Source organism: Streptomyces pyxinae (genome assembly GCF_024756275.1).
In the GTDB taxonomy this organism is placed as follows: Bacteria; Actinomycetota; Actinomycetes; order Streptomycetales; family Streptomycetaceae; genus Streptomyces; species Streptomyces pyxinae.
Window position 1 is genome coordinate 50,067 of record NZ_JANUGQ010000035.1, and the last position, 21,191, is coordinate 71,257.

Annotated in this window: 15 protein-coding genes and 1 tRNA gene; 11 read left to right on the forward strand and 5 right to left on the reverse strand. The window is 71.3% G+C overall.

Annotated elements, in window-relative coordinates:
• The first annotated feature begins 63 nt into the window (after positions 1–63).
• Both NX801_RS27960 and NX801_RS27965 read left to right on the forward strand, forming a co-directional pair.
• Positions 64–672: a SigE family RNA polymerase sigma factor gene (locus tag NX801_RS27960; protein ID WP_258790726.1), complete on the forward strand. Its 609-nt coding sequence runs from the start codon at positions 64–66 to the stop codon at positions 670–672.
• Complete coding sequence (locus tag NX801_RS27965; RefSeq protein WP_258790727.1) at positions 669–1,700, forward strand: hypothetical protein; 1,032 nt, start codon at positions 669–671, stop codon at positions 1,698–1,700. The genes NX801_RS27960 and NX801_RS27965 overlap by 4 nt, the downstream gene beginning before the upstream one ends.
• A 526-nt stretch (positions 1,701–2,226) precedes the next feature.
• On the opposite strand, the gene NX801_RS27970 is transcribed toward NX801_RS27965, so the two are convergent.
• Both NX801_RS27970 and NX801_RS27975 read right to left on the reverse strand, forming a co-directional pair.
• Positions 2,227–3,246, reverse strand: coding sequence for an adenosine deaminase (locus NX801_RS27970; protein WP_258790728.1), 1,020 nt, complete (start codon positions 3,244–3,246; stop codon positions 2,227–2,229).
• Between the two features lie 221 nt (positions 3,247–3,467).
• Positions 3,468–4,694, reverse strand: coding sequence for a pyridoxal phosphate-dependent aminotransferase (locus NX801_RS27975; protein WP_258790729.1), 1,227 nt, complete (start codon positions 4,692–4,694; stop codon positions 3,468–3,470).
• A gap of 343 nt (positions 4,695–5,037) precedes the next feature.
• Here NX801_RS27975 and NX801_RS27980 point away from each other — a divergent pair.
• The 9 genes from NX801_RS27980 (at position 5,038) to NX801_RS28020 (ending at position 17,960) form a co-directional block, all read left to right on the forward strand.
• Positions 5,038–5,110 (forward strand) — tRNA-Trp (locus NX801_RS27980).
• Positions 5,111–5,212: 102 nt separating this feature from the next.
• Complete coding sequence (gene secE / locus NX801_RS27985; protein WP_258790730.1) at positions 5,213–5,491, forward strand: preprotein translocase subunit SecE; 279 nt, start codon at positions 5,213–5,215, stop codon at positions 5,489–5,491.
• A gap of 80 nt (positions 5,492–5,571) precedes the next feature.
• The gene (nusG, locus tag NX801_RS27990; protein WP_428986252.1) at positions 5,572–6,528 is read left to right on the forward strand and encodes a transcription termination/antitermination protein NusG; all 957 of its coding nucleotides are present in this window, start codon (positions 5,572–5,574) and stop codon (positions 6,526–6,528) included.
• 204 nt (positions 6,529–6,732) lie between these two features.
• Positions 6,733–7,167 carry a 50S ribosomal protein L11 gene (rplK, locus tag NX801_RS27995; protein ID WP_105867024.1) on the forward strand — a complete coding sequence of 145 codons (435 nt, stop codon included), beginning with the start codon at positions 6,733–6,735 and terminating at the stop codon, positions 7,165–7,167.
• 82 nt (positions 7,168–7,249) lie between these two features.
• Positions 7,250–7,972, forward strand: a complete 723-nt coding sequence (gene rplA, locus NX801_RS28000) for a 50S ribosomal protein L1 (RefSeq protein WP_258790732.1) — start codon at positions 7,250–7,252, stop codon at positions 7,970–7,972.
• Between the two features lie 880 nt (positions 7,973–8,852).
• Positions 8,853–9,380, forward strand: coding sequence for a 50S ribosomal protein L10 (gene rplJ, locus NX801_RS28005; RefSeq protein WP_258790733.1), 528 nt, complete (start codon positions 8,853–8,855; stop codon positions 9,378–9,380).
• A gap of 136 nt (positions 9,381–9,516) precedes the next feature.
• A complete protein-coding gene (gene rplL / locus NX801_RS28010; RefSeq protein ID WP_258790734.1) occupies positions 9,517–9,903 on the forward strand; it encodes a 50S ribosomal protein L7/L12 in 387 nt (128 codons plus the stop codon).
• A gap of 575 nt (positions 9,904–10,478) precedes the next feature.
• Positions 10,479–13,964, forward strand: a complete 3,486-nt coding sequence (gene rpoB, locus NX801_RS28015; RefSeq protein WP_258790735.1) for a DNA-directed RNA polymerase subunit beta — start codon at positions 10,479–10,481, stop codon at positions 13,962–13,964.
• Positions 13,965–14,060: 96 nt separating this feature from the next.
• Entirely contained in the window at positions 14,061–17,960 is a 3,900-nt protein-coding gene (locus tag NX801_RS28020) for a DNA-directed RNA polymerase subunit beta' (protein WP_258790736.1), read from the forward strand.
• A 147-nt stretch (positions 17,961–18,107) separates the two neighbouring features.
• Here the strand turns inward: NX801_RS28020 and NX801_RS28025 are convergent, their stop codons facing one another.
• The 3 genes from NX801_RS28025 to NX801_RS28035 are packed head-to-tail and all read right to left on the reverse strand — an operon-like array spanning position 18,108 to position 19,573.
• The gene (locus NX801_RS28025) at positions 18,108–18,371 is read right to left on the reverse strand and encodes a hypothetical protein (protein ID WP_258790737.1); all 264 of its coding nucleotides are present in this window, start codon (positions 18,369–18,371) and stop codon (positions 18,108–18,110) included.
• Positions 18,368–18,664: a hypothetical protein gene (locus tag NX801_RS28030; RefSeq protein ID WP_258790738.1), complete on the reverse strand. Its 297-nt coding sequence runs from the start codon at positions 18,662–18,664 to the stop codon at positions 18,368–18,370. Before NX801_RS28030 ends, NX801_RS28025 begins: the two co-directional genes overlap by 4 nt.
• Positions 18,665–18,682: 18 nt before the next feature.
• The gene (locus NX801_RS28035; protein WP_258790739.1) at positions 18,683–19,573 is read right to left on the reverse strand and encodes a peptidoglycan-binding protein; all 891 of its coding nucleotides are present in this window, start codon (positions 19,571–19,573) and stop codon (positions 18,683–18,685) included.
• Positions 19,574–21,191 lie beyond the last annotated feature (1,618 nt).

The following is a 21,191-nucleotide window of genomic DNA, read 5'->3' on the forward strand; positions in this document are numbered from 1 at the left end:
GTTGTCGAGTGGGTGACGGGTCCCCGGTGGTCGGCGGACCACGGGGGCGAAGGGGGACCAGCGGTGGCGACGGTCCGGACCGGGCGCGACGCCGGCTTCAGCGACTTGACCGACTCGATCGGCTTGACCGACTCGACCGACTTCACGGTCTTCGCGGAGTCGGCGTACGCCTCACTGCTCCGCACCGCGCGGCTGCTCACCGGCGACTGGCACTCCGCCGAGGACCTGGTCCAGTCGGCCCTGGTCAAGGTGTATCTGCGCTGGCACCGCTCGGCCGGCTGGGAGTCGCGGCAGGCGTACGCGCGCAAGGTCGTGGTGAACCTCTACGCCACCTGGCGCCGGCGCCGCTGGCACGGGGAGGTCACCGGGCCCGGGCAGCCGGAAGGGCGCCCGGACCCGGCGGCCGGCGACCTCATCGGTGGCCTGGACGTGCGCCTGGAACTGGACCGGGCGCTCGCCGCGCTGTCCCGCGCCCAGCGGGCCGTGGTGGTGCTCCGCTTCTACGAGGACCTGTCGGTGGACCGGACGGCCGAGCTGCTCGGCTGCTCGCCCGGAACGGTCAAGAGCCGCACCAACCGGGCACTGGAACGGCTGCGGGCCATGGGCGCGCTCGCGGGCTACGCCGGAAGCGGTGCGAGCGGCCCGGAAGCGCCCGGAAGGGAAGTGCGATGAGCGAGAACGGATCCGGCGGGAACGACCCCGCCGGCGCGGCCGAGCTGCGGATCCGGCTGCGCGAGCTGGCGGAGCCGGCGGCCGGCGGTGGCGGCACCGGGCCACCGGGAGTGGCGGCCGTGCTGGCACGCGGCCGGCGGGTACGGCGCCGGCGCCGGTTGCTCGGGGGCGCGGCGGTGGCTGCGCTGCTCCTGGGGGCGCCGGCCGTCGGCCACTGGGCGGGGGCGGCCGCGCCCGCCGCCCCGACGACGGCTCACCGCCCGGCCGAGCGCGGTGCCTCCTTCTCGGCGCCCTCCTCGCCCGGCCCGAGGGACGTGCGGAGTTCCGTCGGCCGCTACCCGCCGCAGCCGCCGTCGAAGGCGGGCGAGCCGCTGGACGGCGGGCCCCGGAAGCCGGTCGAGCGCGTCCGCTACCGGTACGACCTGGCCCCCGCCGCCTGCGGCCTCCGGTACGTGGTTTTTGGCGGCCGGGTCTGGGAGTCGGACGCGCCCTCGCCGCCGGCCGACCGGTCCGGGGACCGGCTGCACGGCTTTCTGCGCTGGTCGCGCGGGGCCGGGGGCGGTTCCGCGCCGGACACGGCCGTGTTCGAGGGGGCGAGCGACGCGGAGCCGTCATTCACCTATCAGGCCTACCGGGGCGCGCGCCCGGCGTGCCTCGCCCGGGAGCCCGAGCGCCGCCACTCGGACGCGCCCGCCGCCGTCGCCGCCCCCGCCGAGCCGGTACGCGGTGTCCGGTACGCGTACGACCGGCCGGCCGCCTGCTCCCCGGCGTACCTCTTCTTCGGCGGCCGGCTCTGGCGGGCGGCCGGTGAACCGGACCGTCCAGGACCGGCGGCGCGGCCGGGCGGTCCCGACCGGGCCGCGCGCCCGGACGGCCTGCCCTCGGCCGGCTATCTGACCCTGGTCTCCGACGACACCGTGCGTTTCGAGCCGGTGCGTTCCGGCACCGGGAGTCCCGGGACGCCGGAGGAGCCCGGGGCCGCGCACCACTACCACCCAGAGGAAACGAAGCAGGGGGGCTGCTCATGACCCGTTTATCCGTACGACACCCCGCGAAGCCCGCGGTACGCCGGACCGACCGTGGGCGGCGGTGGCGGGGAAGTGTCCTGCCCGGAGCCGCCCTGCCGCTGCTCGCCGGGTGCGACAGCGGCGGCGCTCCCGGGCGGCTCGTGACCGGGCCCGGCCCACCTCCGGGAGGGTGTCCGGTATCCGTACCGCCTGGGAACGCACTGCGGGCCGGGGACGGCCCGGTTCGACGGGCGGGACTGGCGGGCCGTCCGCGAGTACGGCGCGGCGGACGGCTATGAGGAGAGCGGGCGGGAGTACACCGTGGCCGGATCCTTGCGGCTGTCGGGGGACACCCTGCGGTTCGAGGCGCCGGGACGTACCCCGGTCGAGTTCCGCCCGCTCGCACCGGGCGAGGAACTTCCGCTCCGCTCCTGACAGGGGATCTGACAGGGGGCCCGGCAGGGGACCCGACAAGGGGACCTGACACGGGGAAGGGGAAGCGCGGCCCGGTCGGCATGTACGGGGGTCGTTCCGGCCGGGGCCGCGCCTATCCCGCCAGCCAGTCGTCCACGCCCGCCAGCAGCTTCTTGCGTACGTCCTCCGGGGCGGCCGAACCGTTGACCGACTGGCGGGCCAGCTCGGCCAGTTCGGCGTCGGTGAACCCGTGGTGCTCGCGGGCGATCCCGTACTGCGCCGCCAGCCGGGAGCCGAAGAGCAGGGGGTCGTCCGCCCCCAGCGCCATCGGCACCCCCGCATCGAAGAGGGTGCGCAGCGGCACCTGCGCGGGGGTCTCGTAGACGCCCAGCGCCACATTGGAGGCCGGGCAGACCTCGCAGGTCACGCCCTGGTCCGCCAGCCGCCGCAGCAGCCGGGGGTCCTCGGCGGCCCGGACGCCGTGCCCGATCCTGGCCGCCCGCAGGTCGTCCAGGCAGTCGCGCACCGAGGCGGGCCCGGTCAGCTCCCCGCCGTGCGGCGCGGCCAGCAGCCCGCCCTCCCGGGCGATGGCGAAGGCGCGGTCGAAGTCCCGGGCCATCCCGCGCCGTTCGTCGTTGGAGAGGCCGAAGCCGATCACCCCCCGGTCCGCGTACCGGACGGCCAGCCGGGCCAGCGTCCGGGCGTCCAGCGGATGCTTCATCCGGTTCGCGGCCACCAGCACCCGCATGCCGAGCCCGGTCTCCCGGGAGGCGCTCTCCACCGCGTCCAGGATGATCTCCATGGCCGGAATCAGCCCGCCCAGCCGGGGCGCGTACGAGGTGGGGTCGACCTGGATCTCCAGCCACCCGGACCCGTCCCTGACATCCTCCTCGGCCGCCTCCCGCACCAGCCGCCGGATGTCCTCCGGGGCCCGCAGACACGACCGGGCGGCGTCGTACAGCCGCTGGAACCGGAACCAGCCCCGCTCGTCGGTCGCCCGCAGCTTCGGCGGCTCGCCCGAGGTCAGCGCCTCGGGGAGGTGCACCCCGTACTTGTCGGCGAGCTCCAGCAGCGTCCCGGGCCGCATCGACCCGGTGAAGTGCAGATGCAGATGGGCTTTCGGCAGCAGGCTCAGGTCGCGTACACGTTCCATCCCCGGATCCTGCCGCAACCCGCCCGCCGGGAACAGGCCGTTTCCCCGATCGGGAGCCGCCCGAACGGAGAAACGGGCCTGCTCACGCGAGTAGCCGGCACCGAAACGCGGAAGGGCCGGTGGGGCCGGCACGTCTCCGTGTCCGGTCCCACCGGCCCTTCCGCGGCCGCTGGGTCACCGACTCACGTGAGTCGGTGGTCTTCTCCTCGGTCTTTCCTGGGTCAGTCCCGCGCCTCGGCCAGCAGCTTCTGCATCCGGGAGACGCCCTCGACCAGGTCCTCGTCGCCCAGCGCGTACGACAGCCGCAGATACCCCGGGGTGCCGAACGCCTCACCGGGGACGACGGCCACCTCGGCCTCCTCCAGGATCAGCGCGGCGAGCTCCACCGTGGTCGCCGGGCGCTTGCCCCGGATCTCCTTGCCGAGCAGCTCCTTCACCGACGGGTACGCGTAGAACGCGCCCTCGGGCTCCGGGCAGAGCACGCCCTCGATCTCATTGAGCATCCGCACGATGGTCTGGCGGCGGCGGTCGAAGGCGGTACGCATCTCGGCGACCGCGTCCAGGCTCCCGGAGACGGCGGCCAGCGCGGCGACCTGGGCCACGTTGGAGACGTTGGAGGTGGCGTGCGACTGCAGGTTGGTCGCCGCCTTCACCACGTCCTGCGGACCGACGATCCACCCGACCCGCCAGCCGGTCATCGCGTACGTCTTCGCCACACCGTTCACCACGACGCACTTGTCCCGCAGCTCCGGCACCAGGGCCGGCAGCGAGGTGAAGGTGGCGTCGCCGTAGACCAGGTGCTCGTAGATCTCGTCGGTCAGCACCCAGAGGCCGTGCTCCAGGGCCCAGCGGCCGATCGCCTCGGCGTCCTCCCGGCTGTAGACCGCGCCGGTCGGGTTGGACGGGGAGACGAACAGCACGACCTTGGTGCGCTCGGTGCGCGCCGCCTCCAGCTGCTCCACCGACACCCGGTAGCCGGTGGTCTCGTCGGCCACCACCTCCACCGGCACTCCGCCCGCGAGCCGGATCGACTCGGGGTAGGTGGTCCAGTACGGCGCCGGGACGATGACCTCGTCGCCCGGGTCGAGAATGGCGGCGAACGCCTCGTAGATGGCCTGCTTGCCGCCGTTGGTCACCAGGATCTGGCTCGGGTCGACCTCGTAGCCGGAGTCGCGGAGCGTCTTGGCGGCGATCGCCTTCTTCAGCTCGGGCAGCCCGCCGGCCGGAGTGTAGCGGTGGTACTTGGGGTCGCGGCAGGCCTCGATCGCGGCCTCCACGATGTAGTCGGGCGTCGGGAAGTCGGGCTCGCCCGCGCCGAAGCCGATCACCGGACGCCCGGCGGCCTTGAGGGCCTTGGCCTTGGCGTCCACGGCGAGGGTCGCGGACTCGGAGATCGCGCCGACTCGGGCGGAGACCCGGCGCTCGGAGGGAGAGGTTGCAGCGCTCATGCGGCCATCGTCCCAGACCCGCGGGGCCCCCGGTGCACAGGTTTCGGGTTCCGGAACGACGGGCTTCCCGGGGGCTCGGAGCATGTCCCGGACCGCCGGGAAGCGGGGCTTCCGGTGGCCCGGGAAGAGCGGCCCGGCGGGGCCGTCCCGGGGGTCGGGGAGCGGGGTCGGGACGGCGGTCGCCGCGGCCCGGTGAGCGCGGCCGGAGCGGTGGTTCCGGGGGTCCGGCCAGGCATGTCCGCAGGTATCTGTTCGACGCGGCGGCGCCGACCACGTACACTCATCGCTCGTTGGCCCTCACCGAGCACCCTCCGGGATGCGGTAGGTTGGGGGAGCAGCACAAAGGGTCGTAGCTCAATTGGTAGAGCACTGGTCTCCAAAACCAGCGGTTGGGGGTTCAAGTCCCTCCGGCCCTGCTACACACACCGCCAGGATGTGTGCGCAGGTATGTATTTCATTGCACCGCCGTGCGGCTCCACCCGGGCGCGGCACGGCCGACCCGGAATCAGGTGAGACTCGTGACGGACGCCGTAGGCTCCATCGACATGCCTGATGCCGAGGACGAGGCCCCCAAGAAGAACCGCAAGGGCGGCAAGCGCGGAAAGAAGGGCCCACTGGGCCGTCTCGCGCTCTTCTACCGGCAGATCGTCGCCGAGCTGCGCAAGGTCGTCTGGCCCACGCGCAGCCAGCTCACGACGTACACGACCGTCGTCATTGTCTTCGTCGTCATCATGATCGGTCTGGTGACCGTGATTGATTACGGCTTCCAGGAAGCAGTCAAGTACCTCTTCGGCTGATTCCAGCGGAGGGCGCCCGTCCCGGCGGCGCCCCTTTTCGCATGTTCCACCCCGTCTGTATCCAGGAAGAAGCAGCCACCGTGTCTGACCCGAACCTGAACGAGTCCGCCCAGGACGAGCACGACATCGTCAAGGCGGCCGACGAGGACCAGGCGGAAGCTGCGGACGCCGCTGCCGGTGACCCGGCCGAGGAAGCCGCGCTCCGCGCCAACGCCGCCGCCGTCGCCGAGGTCGACGAGCAGGACGTGGTCGAGCCCGGTGAGGCCGGCGCCTCCGACGAGGACGCCGCCGAGCCGGACGAGGCGTCCGAGTCGGACGCCGGCGCCGACGAGACCGAGGCCGACGAGACCGAGGCCGACGAGGTCGAGGCCGAGTCCGCCGACGAGGTCGTGGAGACCGCTGAGGCCGCCGAGGCCCCGGTCGACCCGATCGCCGCGCTCCGCGAGGAGCTGCGCGGGCTGCCCGGCGAGTGGTACGTGATCCACACCTACGCGGGCTACGAGAAGCGCGTGAAGGCCAACCTGGAGCAGCGCGCCGTCTCGCTCAACGTCGAGGAGTTCATCTACCAGGCCGAGGTGCCCGAGGAGGAGATCGTCCAGATCAAGAACGGCGAGCGCAAGAACGTCCGGCAGAACAAGCTGCCCGGCTACGTGCTCGTCCGGATGGATCTGACGAATGAGTCCTGGGGCGTCGTCCGCAACACCCCGGGCGTCACCGGCTTCGTGGGCAACGCCTACGACCCGTACCCGCTGACCCTGGACGAGATCGTCAAGATGCTCGCTCCGGAGGCCGAGGAGAAGGCGGCCCGCGCGGCCGCCGAGGCCGAGGGCAAGCCGGCTCCGGCCCGCAAGGTCGAGGTCCAGGTGCTGGACTTCGAGGTGGGCGACTCGGTCACCGTCACCGACGGCCCCTTCGCCACCCTCCAGGCCACGATCAACGAGATCAACGCCGACTCGAAGAAGGTCAAGGGCCTGGTCGAGATCTTCGGCCGGGAGACCCCGGTCGAGCTGAGCTTCGACCAGATCCAGAAGAACTGACGACGGCGGTACGCGTTCCGTACGCCTCGCACGCTTCCGAGCAGGTCGGAACGGCCCTCGCGGCCGCTCTGACCTGCTCGGTTTTTGGCCGCACAGCTATACCCGTTATCGTTGTGCGGTATGCCTCCATCCGGATGGATGTCCGCGTATGCCGGACGGCTCCGGAAGGGGCAGGAACACTCTCACTAGGACCCGGAGAGAGCAATGCCTCCCAAGAAGAAGAAGGTCACGGGGCTCATCAAGCTCCAGATCCAGGCCGGCGCGGCCAACCCGGCTCCGCCGGTCGGCCCCGCGCTCGGTCAGCACGGCGTCAACATCATGGAGTTCTGCAAGGCCTACAACGCCGCGACCGAGTCGCAGCGTGGCATGGTCGTGCCGGTGGAGATCACGGTCTACGAGGACCGTTCCTTCACCTTCATCACCAAGACTCCGCCGGCCGCCAAGCTGATCCTCAAGGCCGCGGGTGTGGACAAGGGCTCCGGCGAGCCGCACAAGACCAAGGTCGCCAAGCTGACGCGCGACCAGGTCCGTGAGATCGCCACGACCAAGCTGCCCGACCTGAACGCCAACGACCTGGACGCCGCCGAGAAGATCATCGCCGGCACCGCCCGTTCCATGGGCATCACGGTCGAGGGCTGATCGGCCTTCCGCAGCAGTCCCCTGTGGCAGGGCCCGCGCCGGCCCGGACCACAACTCCACACGTGAACCAACAGGAGCAGCAGTGAAGCGCAGCAAGGCACTCCGCGGCGCGGACGCCAAGATCGACCGGGAGCGGAACTACGCCCCCCTCGAGGCCGTCCGTCTCGCCAAGGACACCGCCGCCACCAAGTTCGACGGCACCGTCGAGGTCGCCCTGCGTCTGGGTGTCGACCCGCGCAAGGCCGACCAGATGGTCCGCGGCACCGTGAACCTTCCGCACGGCACCGGTAAGACCGCCCGGGTCCTGGTCTTCGCGACCGGTGACCGTGCTGCGGCCGCGGAGGCCGCCGGCGCCGACATCGTCGGCTCCGACGAGCTGATCGACGAGGTCGCCAAGGGCCGCCTGGACTTCGACGCCGTCGTCGCCACCCCGGACCTCATGGGCAAGGTCGGCCGCCTCGGCCGCGTCCTCGGCCCGCGTGGTCTGATGCCGAACCCGAAGACCGGTACGGTCACGATGGACGTCGCCAAGGCCGTGACGGAAATCAAGGGCGGCAAGATCGAGTTCCGCGTCGACAAGCACTCGAACCTGCACTTCATCATCGGCAAGGTCTCCTTCGACGAGACCAAGCTGGTGGAGAACTACGCGGCGGCGCTGGAGGAGATCCTCCGTCTGAAGCCGTCCGCCGCCAAGGGCCGCTACATCAAGAAGGCGACCCTGACCACCACCATGGGCCCCGGCATCCCGCTGGACTCCAACCGCACCCGCAACCTCCTCGTCGAGGAGGACCCGGCCGCCGTCTGAACCTGACGGCAGTCGCGGTACGCGCGTACGCGTCCCCCCGGCCCCCGGAGCTCCCCGCGAGCCCCGGGGGCCGGCGGCGTTCCCGGGGCCCGGGGCCCGCCGCCCGCGGCTGCGCCCGGTGGCCCGCCCGTACGCACCCTTCCGGGCCCCGTCCCGGCGAGCTGCGCCCGGAGCCGTACCTGCCTGCTCCGGGAGTCCGTACGGCCCCCTGGCCCGTAACCCGGGGCTGGGGAGCGCCACTGCCCGGAGGGGGCCCGCCGATCAGCCGTCGAGCGTGGCTCCTCGGGCCTCACAGGGAATCGGGCCGAGCACCGACTCACGTGAGCCGGTGCCTGTCAGGGCCCCGCGCGTGGGGAACGGCGGAAGGGCCCGTTCATCGGCCGGTCCGGCCGGGGGCCATCCCCGCCTGCGCGAGGAGCGGTCCGGGTGAGCCGGGACGTTACCCGGCAGCGGGAGCGCGGGGTGCCGCTTCGGGGGGACGCGGCCCGGCAGGGGGGGGCGTATCGGTAGGGCGGCGCGGGTTTCGGTGCCCGGGCGGCCACCGTTCACGGGGGCGGCGGGAAGCCCTGGAGCTGGCCGGGGGTTGGCCGCGGGCCGGGGCGGGTACGTCACACGGTTGGGTCGATTTGCTCGGACGCGCCCGCTTCCCGTACTCTCTCGGAGAAGCCAAAGACCGCATGGTTGTCGCTGTGCTCCGATCGGGGTGCGGCTACCGAAGGATCCGCTAGCTCGCGGACGGCCTGCGCAGGTGACTGTGGATGGACCTCCCGGATGTCTCGTACACCCGGTCGAGTCGAGCCCCGTGCGCCTGCGCCGGGGCGTTTCGTTTTGCCCAGCCCCTTCTGCGCGGTCCTCATCACCCGGAAGGAGGCCGAGGCTCATGGCGAGGCCCGACAAGGTCGCAGCCGTTCAGGAGATCACGGACAAGTTCCGCAACTCCAACGCGGCTGTCGTGACCGCGTACACCGGTCTTACCGTGGCGCAGCTCAAGCAGCTGCGTCGATCGCTCGGTGAGAACGCTCAGTACCGTGTGGTGAAGAACACGCTGACCAAGATCGCGGCCAACGAGGCCGGGATTCAGCTGGACGAGCACCTCAAGGGCTCGACCGCTGTCGCCTTCGTGACCGGTGACCCGGTCGAGGCGGCGAAGGGTCTCCGTGACTTCGCCAAGGAGAACCCCGCGCTGGTCATCCAGGGCGGCGTGCTGGACGGCAAGGCGCTGTCCGCCGACGAGATCAAGAAGCTTGCGGACCTCGAGTCCCGCGAGGTTCTGCTCGCCAAGCTGGCGGGTGCCATGAAGGGCAAGCAGTCCCAGGCTGCCGCGCTCTTCCAGGCGCTTCCCTCGAAGTTCGTCCGCACCGCGGAGGCGCTTCGTGCCAAGAAGGCCGAGCAGGGCGGTGCCGAGTAATTCGGCTCGCACATTGACCGCTGCCGCCTGAGGCGGCGGTCGACGCGGGCCGAGCGTCTCCGGAGTTCTGCCGTGAGGCACACGCCCGCCGACATGTACATCCGGCACCAGCCGATTTGAGTGGAAGGACGCCATCATGGCGAAGCTGTCCCAGGACGACCTGCTCGCGCAGTTCGAGGAGATGACCCTGATCGAGCTCTCCGAGTTCGTGAAGGCCTTCGAGGAGAAGTTCGACGTCACCGCCGCCGCCCCGGTCGCCGTTGCCGCCGCCGGTGCCCCGGGCGCCCCGGCCGCCGAGGCCGCCGAGGAGCAGGACGAGTTCGACGTCATCCTCACCGGTGCCGGCGACAAGAAGATCCAGGTCATCAAGGTCGTGCGTGAGCTGACCTCGCTGGGTCTGAAGGAGGCCAAGGACCTCGTCGACGGCACCCCGAAGCCGGTCCTGGAGAAGGTCAACAAGGAGGCCGCCGAGAAGGCTGCCGAGTCCCTCAAGGCCGCCGGCGCTTCCGTCGAGGTCAAGTGACTCACCGAGTCCCCGGACTCACCTGAGCGAGGCTGAGCGGCGCGGACGGGCCTTCGGGTCCGTCCTCCGCCCCCTGCTCCGGGCGCCCGTCACGGGCGTCCACCGAAGGGCGATCACCCATCAGGGTGGTCGCCCTTCGGCGTTGCGCGCGTCACCCGTCCTGCTGTCGAACACACCCCTCCGGGCGGAGTAGGGTGATCTTCGCCGTGCGCCCCGTACGCCGGGGGGCCTTGACGAACCGCACGCAGCGCGCAATTCTCAGGACGCGTCGTCACAACGATCCGGATCCGAGGCATGGATCGACGACCGAGCGGGCAGTATCGAGGTGCGCCGACGGCGCGAGGGCCGTGGAGTTGAGAACAACGAGGGATGCGATTTACTCGCCCTGGACATCAGTGGGCCATGTGGCTACACTGTCCCTTTGCGCTGCCTGTTAGCTGCTCCCTGCCCGTCACCAGGGGCATCCCCTCGCAAGAGCACCGTAGACGAAACGCCCTGACCTGGGATTTCTGTCTCTCTGCCGGCGTGGGACCGGTACGCGCGTAGTGAGTCCGAGCCCTCGGAAGGACCCCCTCTTGGCCGCCTCGCGCAACGCCTCGACCGCGAATACGAACAACGGCGCAAGCACCGCCCCGCTGCGCATCTCCTTTGCAAAGATCAAGGAGCCCCTCGAGGTTCCGAACCTGCTCGCGCTGCAGACCGAGAGCTTTGACTGGCTGCTCGGCAACGCGGCGTGGAAGGCTCGTGTCGAGGCTGCTCTTGAGTCCGGACAGGACGTTCCCACCAAGTCCGGTCTGGAGGAGATCTTCGAGGAGATCTCGCCGATCGAGGACTTCTCCGGGTCGATGTCGCTGACTTTCCGCGACCACCGCTTCGAGCCTCCGAAGAACTCCATCGACGAGTGCAAGGAGCGCGACTTCACGTACGCCGCCCCGCTCTTCGTCACCGCGGAGTTCACCAACAACGAGACCGGCGAGATCAAGTCCCAGACGGTCTTCATGGGCGACTTCCCGCTCATGACCAACAAGGGCACGTTCGTCATCAACGGCACCGAGCGTGTCGTGGTGTCGCAGCTGGTCCGCTCGCCGGGTGTCTACTTCGATTCCTCCATCGACAAGACCTCCGACAAGGACATCTTCTCGGCCAAGATCATCCCGTCCCGGGGTGCCTGGCTGGAGATGGAGATCGACAAGCGCGACATGGTCGGTGTGCGCATCGACCGCAAGCGCAAGCAGTCGGTCACCGTACTGCTGAAGGCCCTCGGCTGGACCACCGAGCAGATCCTTCAGGAGTTCGGCGAGTACGAGTCGATGCGCGCCACCCTGGAGAAGGACCACACCCAGGGCCAGGACGACGCGCTGCTCGACATCTACCGCAAGCTGCGTCCGGGCGAGCCGCCGACGCGCGAGGCCGCGCAGACGCTTCTTGAGAACCTCTACTTCAACCCGAAGCGTTACGACCTGGCGAAGGTCGGCCGTTACAAGGTCAACAAGAAGCTCGGCGCCGACGAGCCGCTGGACGCCGGCGTGCTCACCACCGACGACGTCATCGCCACCATCAAGTACCTGGTGAAGCTGCACGCCGGGGAGACCGAGACGGTCGGCGAGAGCGGCAGCCAGATCGTCGTCGAGACCGACGACATCGACCACTTCGGCAACCGCCGTCTGCGCAACGTCGGCGAGCTCATCCAGAACCAGGTCCGCACGGGTCTGGCCCGGATGGAGCGCGTCGTGCGCGAGCGCATGACCACCCAGGACGTCGAGGCGATCACGCCGCAGACCCTGATCAACATCCGGCCGGTCGTCGCCTCCATCAAGGAGTTCTTCGGCACCAGCCAGCTGTCCCAGTTCATGGACCAGAACAACCCGCTGTCGGGGCTCACCCACAAGCGCCGTCTGTCGGCGCTGGGCCCGGGTGGTCTGTCCCGTGAGCGGGCCGGCTTCGAGGTCCGTGACGTGCACCCGTCCCACTACGGACGCATGTGCCCGATCGAGACCCCCGAAGGCCCGAACATCGGTCTGATCGGTTCGCTCGCCTCGTACGGCCGGGTCAACGCGTTCGGCTTCGTGGAGACCCCGTACCGCAAGGTCGTGGACGGCCAGGTCACCGACGAGGTCGACTACCTGACCGCCGACGAGGAGGACCGCTTCGTCATCGCCCAGGCCAACGCGCCGCTCACCGACGAGCTGCGGTTCGCCGAGGCCCGCGTGCTGGTCCGCCGCCGTGGCGGCGAGGTCGACTACGTCGCGCCCGACGACGTGGACTACATGGACGTCTCGCCGCGCCAGATGGTGTCGGTCGCGACCGCCATGATCCCGTTCCTCGAGCACGACGACGCCAACCGTGCCCTCATGGGCGCGAACATGATGCGCCAGGCCGTACCGCTCATCAAGGCGGAGGCCCCGCTCGTCGGCACCGGCATGGAGTACCGCTGCGCCACCGACGCCGGCGACGTCATCAAGGCGGAGAAGGACGGTGTGATCCAGGAGGTCTCGGCCGACTACATCACCGTCACCAACGACGACGGCACGTACACCACGTACCGGATCGCCAAGTTCTCCCGCTCCAACCAGGGCACCTCGGTCAACCAGAAGGTCGTCGTCTCCGAGGGCGACCGGGTCATCGAGGGCCAGGTCCTGGCCGACGGCCCGGCCACCGAGAACGGCGAGATGGCGCTCGGCAAGAACCTGCTGGTCGCGTTCATGCCGTGGGAGGGCCACAACTACGAGGACGCGATCATCCTGTCGCAGCGCCTCGTGCAGGACGACGTCCTCTCCTCGATCCACATCGAGGAGCACGAGGTCGACGCCCGGGACACCAAGCTCGGCCCCGAGGAGATCACCCGGGACATCCCGAACGTCTCCGAGGAGGTCCTCGCGGACCTGGACGAGCGCGGCATCATCCGGATCGGTGCCGAGGTCGTCGCCGGCGACATCCTGGTCGGCAAGGTCACCCCGAAGGGTGAGACCGAGCTGACCCCGGAGGAGCGGCTGCTCCGCGCGATCTTCGGTGAGAAGGCCCGTGAGGTCCGTGACACCTCGCTGAAGGTGCCGCACGGCGAGACCGGCAAGATCATCGGCGTCCGCGTCTTCGACCGCGAGGAGGGCGACGAGCTTCCCCCCGGTGTCAACCAGCTGGTGCGCGTCTACGTCGCGCAGAAGCGGAAGATCACCGACGGTGACAAGCTCGCCGGCCGCCACGGCAACAAGGGCGTCATCTCCAAGATCCTGCCGATCGAGGACATGCCGTTCCTGGAGGACGGCACCCCGGTCGACATCATCCTCAACCCGCTGGGTGTGCCGTCCCGAATGAACCCGGGACAGGTGCTGGAGATCCACCTCGGCTGGCTCGCCAGCCGCGGCTGGGACGTCTCCGGGCTCGCCGACGAGTGGGCCGAGCGCCTCCAGGCCATCGGCGCCGACCAGGTCGCCCCGGGCACCAACGTCGCCACCCCGGTGTTCGACGGCGCCCGCGAGGACGAGCTGGCCGGTCTGCTCCAGCACACCATCCCGAACCGCGACGGCGAGCGCATGGTGCTCCCGTCCGGCAAGGCCCGGCTGTTCGACGGCCGCTCCGGCGAGCCGTTCCCGGACCCGATCTCGGTCGGGTACATGTACATCCTCAAGCTGCACCACCTGGTCGACGACAAGCTGCACGCCCGCTCGACCGGTCCGTACTCGATGATCACCCAGCAGCCGCTGGGTGGTAAGGCTCAGTTCGGTGGCCAGCGCTTCGGTGAGATGGAGGTGTGGGCGCTGGAGGCTTACGGCGCCGCGTACGCCCTCCAGGAGCTGCTGACCATCAAGTCCGACGACGTCACCGGCCGCGTGAAGGTCTACGAGGCCATCGTCAAGGGCGAGAACATCCCCGAGCCCGGCATCCCCGAGTCCTTCAAGGTGCTCATCAAGGAGATGCAGTCCCTGTGCCTCAACGTGGAGGTGCTGTCCTCGGACGGCATGTCCATCGAGATGCGCGACACCGACGAGGACGTCTTCCGCGCTGCGGAGGAGCTCGGCATCGACCTGTCCCGGCGCGAGCCGAGCAGCGTCGAAGAGGTCTGACGGGCCCGGCCGGGGCTCCCCGAGTGGAGCCCCGGCCGTCCCCGGGACCGTACAGACCATTGATTGAGACACGACCCTGAGAGGGATTGACGCATAGTGCTCGACGTCAACTTCTTCGACGAGCTGCGGATCGGCCTGGCCACCGCTGACGACATCCGTCAGTGGTCCCACGGCGAGGTCAAGAAGCCGGAGACCATCAACTACCGCACCCTCAAGCCCGAAAAGGACGGACTCTTCTGCGAGAAGATCTTCGGTCCGACCCGGGACTGGGAGTGCTACTGCGGCAAGTACAAGCGCGTCCGCTTCAAGGGCATCATCTGTGAGCGGTGTGGCGTCGAGGTCACCCGCGCCAAGGTGCGCCGTGAGCGGATGGGCCACATCGAGCTGGCCGCTCCCGTCACCCACATCTGGTACTTCAAGGGCGTTCCGTCCCGGCTGGGCTACCTGCTGGACCTCGCCCCGAAGGACCTGGAGAAGGTCATCTACTTCGCCGCGTACATGATCACGTACGTGGACGAGGAGCGCCGCACCCGCGACCTGCCCTCGCTGGAGGCCCATGTCTCCGTCGAGCGCCAGCAGATCGAGAACCGCCGCGACGCCGACCTGGAGGCCCGCGCCAAGAAGCTCGAGACCGACCTGGCCGAGCTGGAGGCCGAGGGCGCCAAGGCGGACGTCCGCCGCAAGGTGCGCGAGGGCGCCGAGCGCGAGATGAAGCAGCTCCGTGACCGCGCCCAGCGCGAGATCGACCGCCTCGACGAGGTGTGGAGCCGCTTCAAGAACCTCAAGGTCCAGGACCTGGAGGGCGACGAGTTGCTCTACCGCGAGCTGCGCGACCGCTTCGGCACCTACTTCGACGGCTCGATGGGCGCCGCCGCGCTGCAGAAGCGCCTGGAGTCCTTCGACCTGAACGAGGAGGCCGAGCGCCTCCGCGAGATCATCCGTACCGGCAAGGGCCAGAAGAAGACCCGGGCGCTCAAGCGCCTCAAGGTCGTCTCCGCGTTCCTCCAGACCAGCAACAGCCCCAAGGGCATGGTGCTGGACTGCGTGCCGGTCATCCCGCCGGACCTGCGTCCGATGGTGCAGCTGGACGGTGGCCGCTTCGCGACCTCCGACCTGAACGACCTGTACCGCCGGGTCATCAACCGGAACAACCGCCTGAAGCGTCTGCTCGACCTCGGTGCCCCCGAGATCATCGTGAACAACGAGAAGCGGATGCTCCAGGAGGCCGTCGACGCGCTGTTCGACAACGGCCGCCGCGGCCGGCCGGTCACCGGTCCGGGCAACCGTCCGCTGAAGTCCCTGAGCGACATGCTCAAGGGCAAGCAGGGCCGGTTCCGCCAGAACCTGCTCGGCAAGCGCGTGGACTACTCGGCGCGTTCCGTCATCGTCGTCGGCCCGCAGCTCAAGCTGCACCAGTGCGGTCTGCCCAAGGCCATGGCGCTGGAGCTGTTCAAGCCGTTCGTGATGAAGCGCCTGGTGGACCTCAACCACGCGCAGAACATCAAGTCGGCCAAGCGCATGGTCGAGCGCGGCCGCACCGTGGTGTACGACGTCCTCGAAGAGGTCATCGCCGAGCACCCGGTGCTGCTGAACCGTGCGCCCACGCTGCACCGCCTCGGCATCCAGGCCTTCGAGCCGCAGCTGGTCGAGGGCAAGGCCATCCAGATCCACCCGCTCGTCTGCACCGCGTTCAACGCGGACTTCGACGGTGACCAGATGGCCGTCCACCTGCCGCTCTCCGCGGAGGCGCAGGCCGAGGCCCGCATCCTGATGCTGTCCTCGAACAACATCCTCAAGCCGGCCGACGGCCGTCCGGTCACCATGCCGACCCAGGACATGGTGCTGGGCCTCTTCTTCCTCACCACGGACGAGGAGGAGCGCGAGGTCAAGGGCGAGGGCCGGGCGTTCAACTCCACCGCCGAGGCGATCATGGCCTTCGACGCCCGGGAGCTGTCGCTCCAGGCGAAGGTGGACATCCGCTTCCCGATCGGTACCGTGCCGCCGCGCGGCTGGGTGCCGCCGGTCGCGGAGGAGGGTGAGCCCGAGTGGCAGCAGGGTGACTCCTTCCGGCTGCGCACCACCCTGGGCCGCGCGCTCTTCAACGAGCTGCTGCCCGAGGACTACCCGTTCGTCGACTACTCCGTGGGCAAGAAGCAGCTCTCGGAGATCGTCAACGACCTGGCGGAGCGCTACCCCAAGGTCATCGTGGCGGCGACGCTCGACAACCTGAAGGCGGCCGGCTTCCACTGGGCCACCCGCTCCGGTGTCACCGTGGCCATCTCCGACGTGGTCGTCCCCGAGGCGAAGAAGGAGATCGTCCGGGGCTACGAGGCGCAGGACGAGAAGGTCCAGAAGCAGTACGAGCGCGGTCTGATCACCAAGGACGAGCGCACGCAGGAACTCATCACGATCTGGACCAAGGCGACCAACGAGGTCGCCGAGGCGATGAACGCGAACTTCCCCAAGACCAACCCCATCTTCATGATGGTTGACTCGGGTGCCCGAGGAAACATGATGCAGATGCGGCAGATCGCCGGTATGCGTGGTCTGGTGTCGAACGCGAAGAACGAGACCATCCCGCGTCCGATCAAGGCGTCCTTCCGTGAGGGCCTGTCCGTGCTGGAGTACTTCATCTCCACGCACGGTGCCCGAAAGGGTCTGGCCGACACCGCCCTGCGTACCGCCGACTCGGGTTACCTGACCCGTCGTCTGGTGGACGTCTCGCAGGACGTGATCATCCGCGAGGAGGACTGCGGCACCGAGCGCGGTCTGAAGCTGCGGATCGCGGCCAAGGACGAGGCGGGTGTCCTCCGCAAGGCGGACGACGTCGAGACCTCCGTGTACGCGCGGATGCTCGCCGCGGACGTCGTGGTGGACGGCAAGGTCGTCGCCCCGGCCAACGTCGACCTGGGCGATGTGCTCATCGACCAGCTCGTCGCCGCGGGCGTCGAGGAGGTCAAGACCCGTTCGGTGCTGACCTGTGAGTCGGCCGTCGGAACCTGCGCGTTCTGCTACGGCCGGTCGCTGGCCACCGGCAAGCTGGTGGACATCGGTGAGGCGGTCGGCATCATCGCCGCCCAGTCCATCGGTGAGCCCGGTACCCAGCTGACGATGCGTACCTTCCACACCGGTGGTGTGGCCGGTGACGACATCACCCAGGGTCTGCCCCGTGTCGTCGAGCTCTTCGAGGCCCGTACGCCCAAGGGTGTCGCCCCGATCTCGGAGGCGGCCGGCCGCGTCCGGATCGAGGAGACCGAGAAGACCAAGAAGCTCGTCGTCACCCCGGACGACGGCAGCGACGAGACGGCCTTCCCGATCTCGAAGCGCGCCAAGCTCCTGGTGGGCGAGGGCGACCACGTGGAGGTCGGCCAGAAGCTGACCTTCGGTGCGACCAACCCGCACGACGTGCTGCGCATCCTCGGCCAGCGCGCGGTCCAGGTCCACCTGGTCGGCGAGGTCCAGAAGGTCTACAACTCGCAGGGCGTGTCGATCCACGACAAGCACATCGAGATCATCATCCGGCAGATGCTCCGCCGGGTGACGATCATCGAGTCCGGCGACGCGGAGCTGCTGCCGGGCGAGCTGGTCGAGCGGTCGAAGTTCGAGACCGAGAACCGTCGTGTGGTCACCGAGGGCGGTCACCCCGCCTCCGGCCGTCCGCAGCTGATGGGTATCACCAAGGCCTCGCTCGCCACCGAGTCGTGGCTGTCGGCGGCGTCCTTCCAGGAGACGACCCGGGTGCTCACCGACGCGGCGATCAACGCCAAGTCGGACTCCCTGATCGGCCTCAAGGAAAACGTCATCATCGGTAAGCTCATCCCGGCCGGTACGGGTCTGTCCCGCTACCGCAACATCCGGGTCGAGCCGACCGAGGAGGCCAAGGCCGCGATGTACTCGGCCGTCGGCTACGACGACATCGACTACTCGCCGTTCGGCACCGGCTCCGGCCAGGCCGTTCCGCTGGAGGACTACGACTACGGTCCGTACAACCAGTGAGGCGCGTGGCGTGAGCCGGCGGCGACCGCCGGCTCACGTCTGATGTCCTGCGCATGACGGAGGGCGGCCATCCCGTACGAGTGACGGGGTGGCCGCCCTCCGGCGTACCCGGGGCGGTGCGGTGTGCCCGGCGCCGGGGGCCAGGATCTACCGGCCGCCGGCGGTCCAGAGGGCGAGGAGCAGTCCGGCGCCGCCGGTCAGCGCGGTGATGCTGGCCAGCGGCCACCGGCCGCGCTCCAGGGTGTCGAGCCGCTGCTCGTGGTCGGCCAGCTGCCGGTCGGTCTGGTCGCTGCGCTGGACCAGCAGGGCCAGCGCCCCGTCGACCCGGGCGAAGCCGGCCTCCAGGGTGCCGCGCAGCCGTTCCAGCTCCACGGCGACGACCACCGGGCTGTCCGGCTCGTGCTCGATCATGGGCGGCTCCCCGGCTCGGGGGCGCTCGCCCCGGTTCCGGCGGCGGTTCCGTCGGGACCCGTGGGTTCCGGCGGCGGGGCGGTGCGCAGCCAGCGGGGCAGCAACGCCTGGACGGCCGGCAGGGCCATGACGCGGGTCAGCGCCCCGGCGACGGCCAGTGCCCCGGCCACCCAGGGGAGTGCGGCCGGGAGACCGGCGGCGTCCACGATCGCGGGGAGGGCGACGGCGAGCGCGACGGCGGTCTGGAGGACCGTGCGGATCGTGCGGCGGGCGGGGTCGGAGAGAGGGGGCATGGTGAACTCCGTGCGGGATCAGGCGGTGTACGGGACCTTCAGCGCGGTCCAGGAGGTGTGACCGGGCACGCCGTCGGCGTCGGCGCCGGTGAAGCCGAGCTTCCGCTGCCACTTCGCGTACGAGCGGCGGTCGGCGTCGGTCCAGCGCGGGCCGGGCCCGGAGACGTACACCGAGCAGCCCTCGGCCACCAGCCGGCGGCCCATCGCGGTGATTACCGGGGAGCTGGTGGCGGAGGTGAAGAAACCGGCGCCGGGGAAGGGCTGGAGGCGCGGGGCCGGGGTGCCGGGGGTGGTCCCGCCCGGCCGGCCGGCGGGGGCGCCCTTGAGCCGGGTGGCGATCCGGCCGCGCAGGTCGGCCATGGCGAAGCCGCGCGGATCGACCTTGGTACGGGTCCACTCCTTGTGGCCGATCACGGACGCGGCCGACCAGCCGTGCGCCCGGCAGAGCGCGGCGGCGGCCCGTTCGATCGCGTCCAGCTGGGAGGCGGGCCAGGGATCGGCGCCGTCCCCGAGGTTGACGCACTCGAAGCCGTAGAAGCGGGCGTTGCCGTCGGTGTCGTCCCGGCGCGGGGCGGGGGTGGCGGTCTCCGCGACGACCGCGTCCAGCACGGCGCCGTCGCCCTTGCCGGCGTGGTTGGCGCGGCCGTTGGCGATCAGATGGACGGTGCCTGCCTTGTCGACCACGGCCTGGCAGAGCGGCCCCGGCAGGGCGGCGTGCCCGTCGCGGCAGAGCGCCACCGAGGCGGCCGAGCCGGCCGACACGGTGTGATGGACGATCACCCCGTGGACCGGGCCCCAGGGGCCCATGTGATTGCGGTTCCGGGTACGCCAGCCGGGGTGTTCGACGACGGTGACACCCTCGGCGCGCAGGGCGGCGAGGAGGGTGTCGGGGGAGAGCGGGCGGGCCATGGGGGCTCCTTCCGGAGGACGGAGGGCGGAGGGTGGTGGACGGCGGGGTGGGGATACGGCTCCGAGGGCGCGCCACCGGACGCGGCGGAGCGCCCGGCGGTCGCGGCGGAGGGACCCGGCCTGGGGAACGGCCCGGGCGCCCGGGAGGCACGGGGCCGTTCTGGGTGGACGGCGGGCCCGGGGTGCGGGATGCCGGAGCGGCCCGGGTTCCCGGTCGGGTACGGGAGCGGCCCGGCGGGTCGGCTGCCGGGCGGTACCGGGGGTCGGCCGGGCGGTGGGCGCCGGGGCCGAGGCACTGGACTGGTGGCAGCTCGCGGGCCCGGGGTGACGGCGCCGGGCCGGGCCGGGGCGTCGGCGGGTCGCCGGCCCCGGGGCGGTCGACGGGCCCGGACCGGATGGTCAGCGCCCGGGAGGTTCGCTGGGCGCGGGACGCCGGGTTCCGGGCGGATACGGGAGCGGCCCGGCGGGGCGGCTGCCGGATGCCGGCCGGCTCGGGCTCCGGGCGGGGCCGGAGATGGTCGGCGGGGCTGGGCGGGCGAGTGGGCCGGCGGCGCGGCGCCCGACCCAGGCGGGTGCTGGGCGCCGGGCGGGACCGGGGGAGGAGGGGCTGGGGGGTCGGGACCGATGGGGCCGGAGCCGGGAGGCCGGGCGTCGGGCGTCTCGGGCGGGGACCGCGGGCGGCGGGGTCGAGGCGTCAGGGGTGGGGTCGGAGGGGTCTGGGCGCGGGGGTCGGCCGCCGACCGGGGGCGGAGTCGTGCGGGCGCCCGGCCCGCCGGGTCCCAAGGCCGGAGGGCCGGGCCGGTGGAGCCCGGGGGCGGAGTCGCCCGGGTCCCGGGGCCGGACATCGGGGCGGCGCGGGGCCCGGGCCGGCGGGTCCCCGGGGTCGGAGTTGTACGGGTGCCAGGCCCGGTGAGTCCCAGCGCCCAGGACGCCGGGTCCGACTGCCGACAGGACCGGAGGGCGCCAGCCGCCGGGGCTCCGGGGTTGGGTGCGAGGGCCGGCGGGTCCCGGGGTGGGGGTGCCAAGGCCGACAGGTCCCGAGGCCGGAGGGCCAGGCCTGCGGGTCCCGGAGCCGTGCGGGCGCCGGGCCGGGCGGGTCCCGGAGGCGGGGCGGGCTGCCGACAGGGTCGGAGGGGGCCGGGGCCCGAGGGCCGGAGGGCGCCAAGGTCGGCGGGCGTCAGGGTCGGCGGGCGTCAGGGTCGGCAGGCCCCGGGGCCGGTGGGCGCCAGGGCCGGCGGGTCCCAGGGTGGGGGTGCCAGGGCCGACAGGTCCCGAGGCCGGAGGGCCAGGCCTGCGGGTCCCGGGGTGGAGCCGTACGGGTGCCGGGCCGGGCGGGTCCCGGAGGCGGGGCGGGCTGCCGACAGGGTCGGAGGGGGGCGGGGCCCGAGGGCCGGTGGGCGCTAAGGTCGGCGGGCGTCAGGGTCGGCAGGCCCCGAGGCCGGAGGGTGCCAGGGCCGGCGGGTCCCGGAGGCGGGGCGGGCTGCCGACAGGGTCGGAGGGGGTCGGGGCCCGAGGGCCGGAGGGCGCCAGGTCGGCGGGCGTCAGGGTCGGCAGGCCCCGGGGCCGGTGGGCCAGGCCTGCGGGCCCCGGGGCTGGCGGGTGCCCGGACCCGGCGGGG

Excerpts from the sequence above, each read along its gene's own strand:
- NX801_RS27965 (WP_258790727.1), top strand. The coding sequence starts at position 669 with ATGAGCGAGAACGGATCCGGCGGGAACGACCCCGCCGGCGCGGCCGAG.
- NX801_RS27970 (WP_258790728.1), bottom strand. The coding sequence starts at position 3,246 with ATGGAACGTGTACGCGACCTGAGCCTGCTGCCGAAAGCCCATCTGCAT.
- NX801_RS27975 (WP_258790729.1), bottom strand. The coding sequence starts at position 4,694 with ATGAGCGCTGCAACCTCTCCCTCCGAGCGCCGGGTCTCCGCCCGAGTC.
- rplK (WP_105867024.1), top strand. The coding sequence starts at position 6,733 with ATGCCTCCCAAGAAGAAGAAGGTCACGGGGCTCATCAAGCTCCAGATC.
- rplJ (WP_258790733.1), top strand. The coding sequence starts at position 8,853 with ATGGCGAGGCCCGACAAGGTCGCAGCCGTTCAGGAGATCACGGACAAG.
- rplL (WP_258790734.1), top strand. The coding sequence starts at position 9,517 with ATGGCGAAGCTGTCCCAGGACGACCTGCTCGCGCAGTTCGAGGAGATG.
- NX801_RS28025 (WP_258790737.1), bottom strand. The coding sequence starts at position 18,371 with ATGATCGAGCACGAGCCGGACAGCCCGGTGGTCGTCGCCGTGGAGCTG.
- NX801_RS28030 (WP_258790738.1), bottom strand. The coding sequence starts at position 18,664 with ATGCCCCCTCTCTCCGACCCCGCCCGCCGCACGATCCGCACGGTCCTC.
- NX801_RS28035 (WP_258790739.1), bottom strand. The coding sequence starts at position 19,573 with ATGGCCCGCCCGCTCTCCCCCGACACCCTCCTCGCCGCCCTGCGCGCC.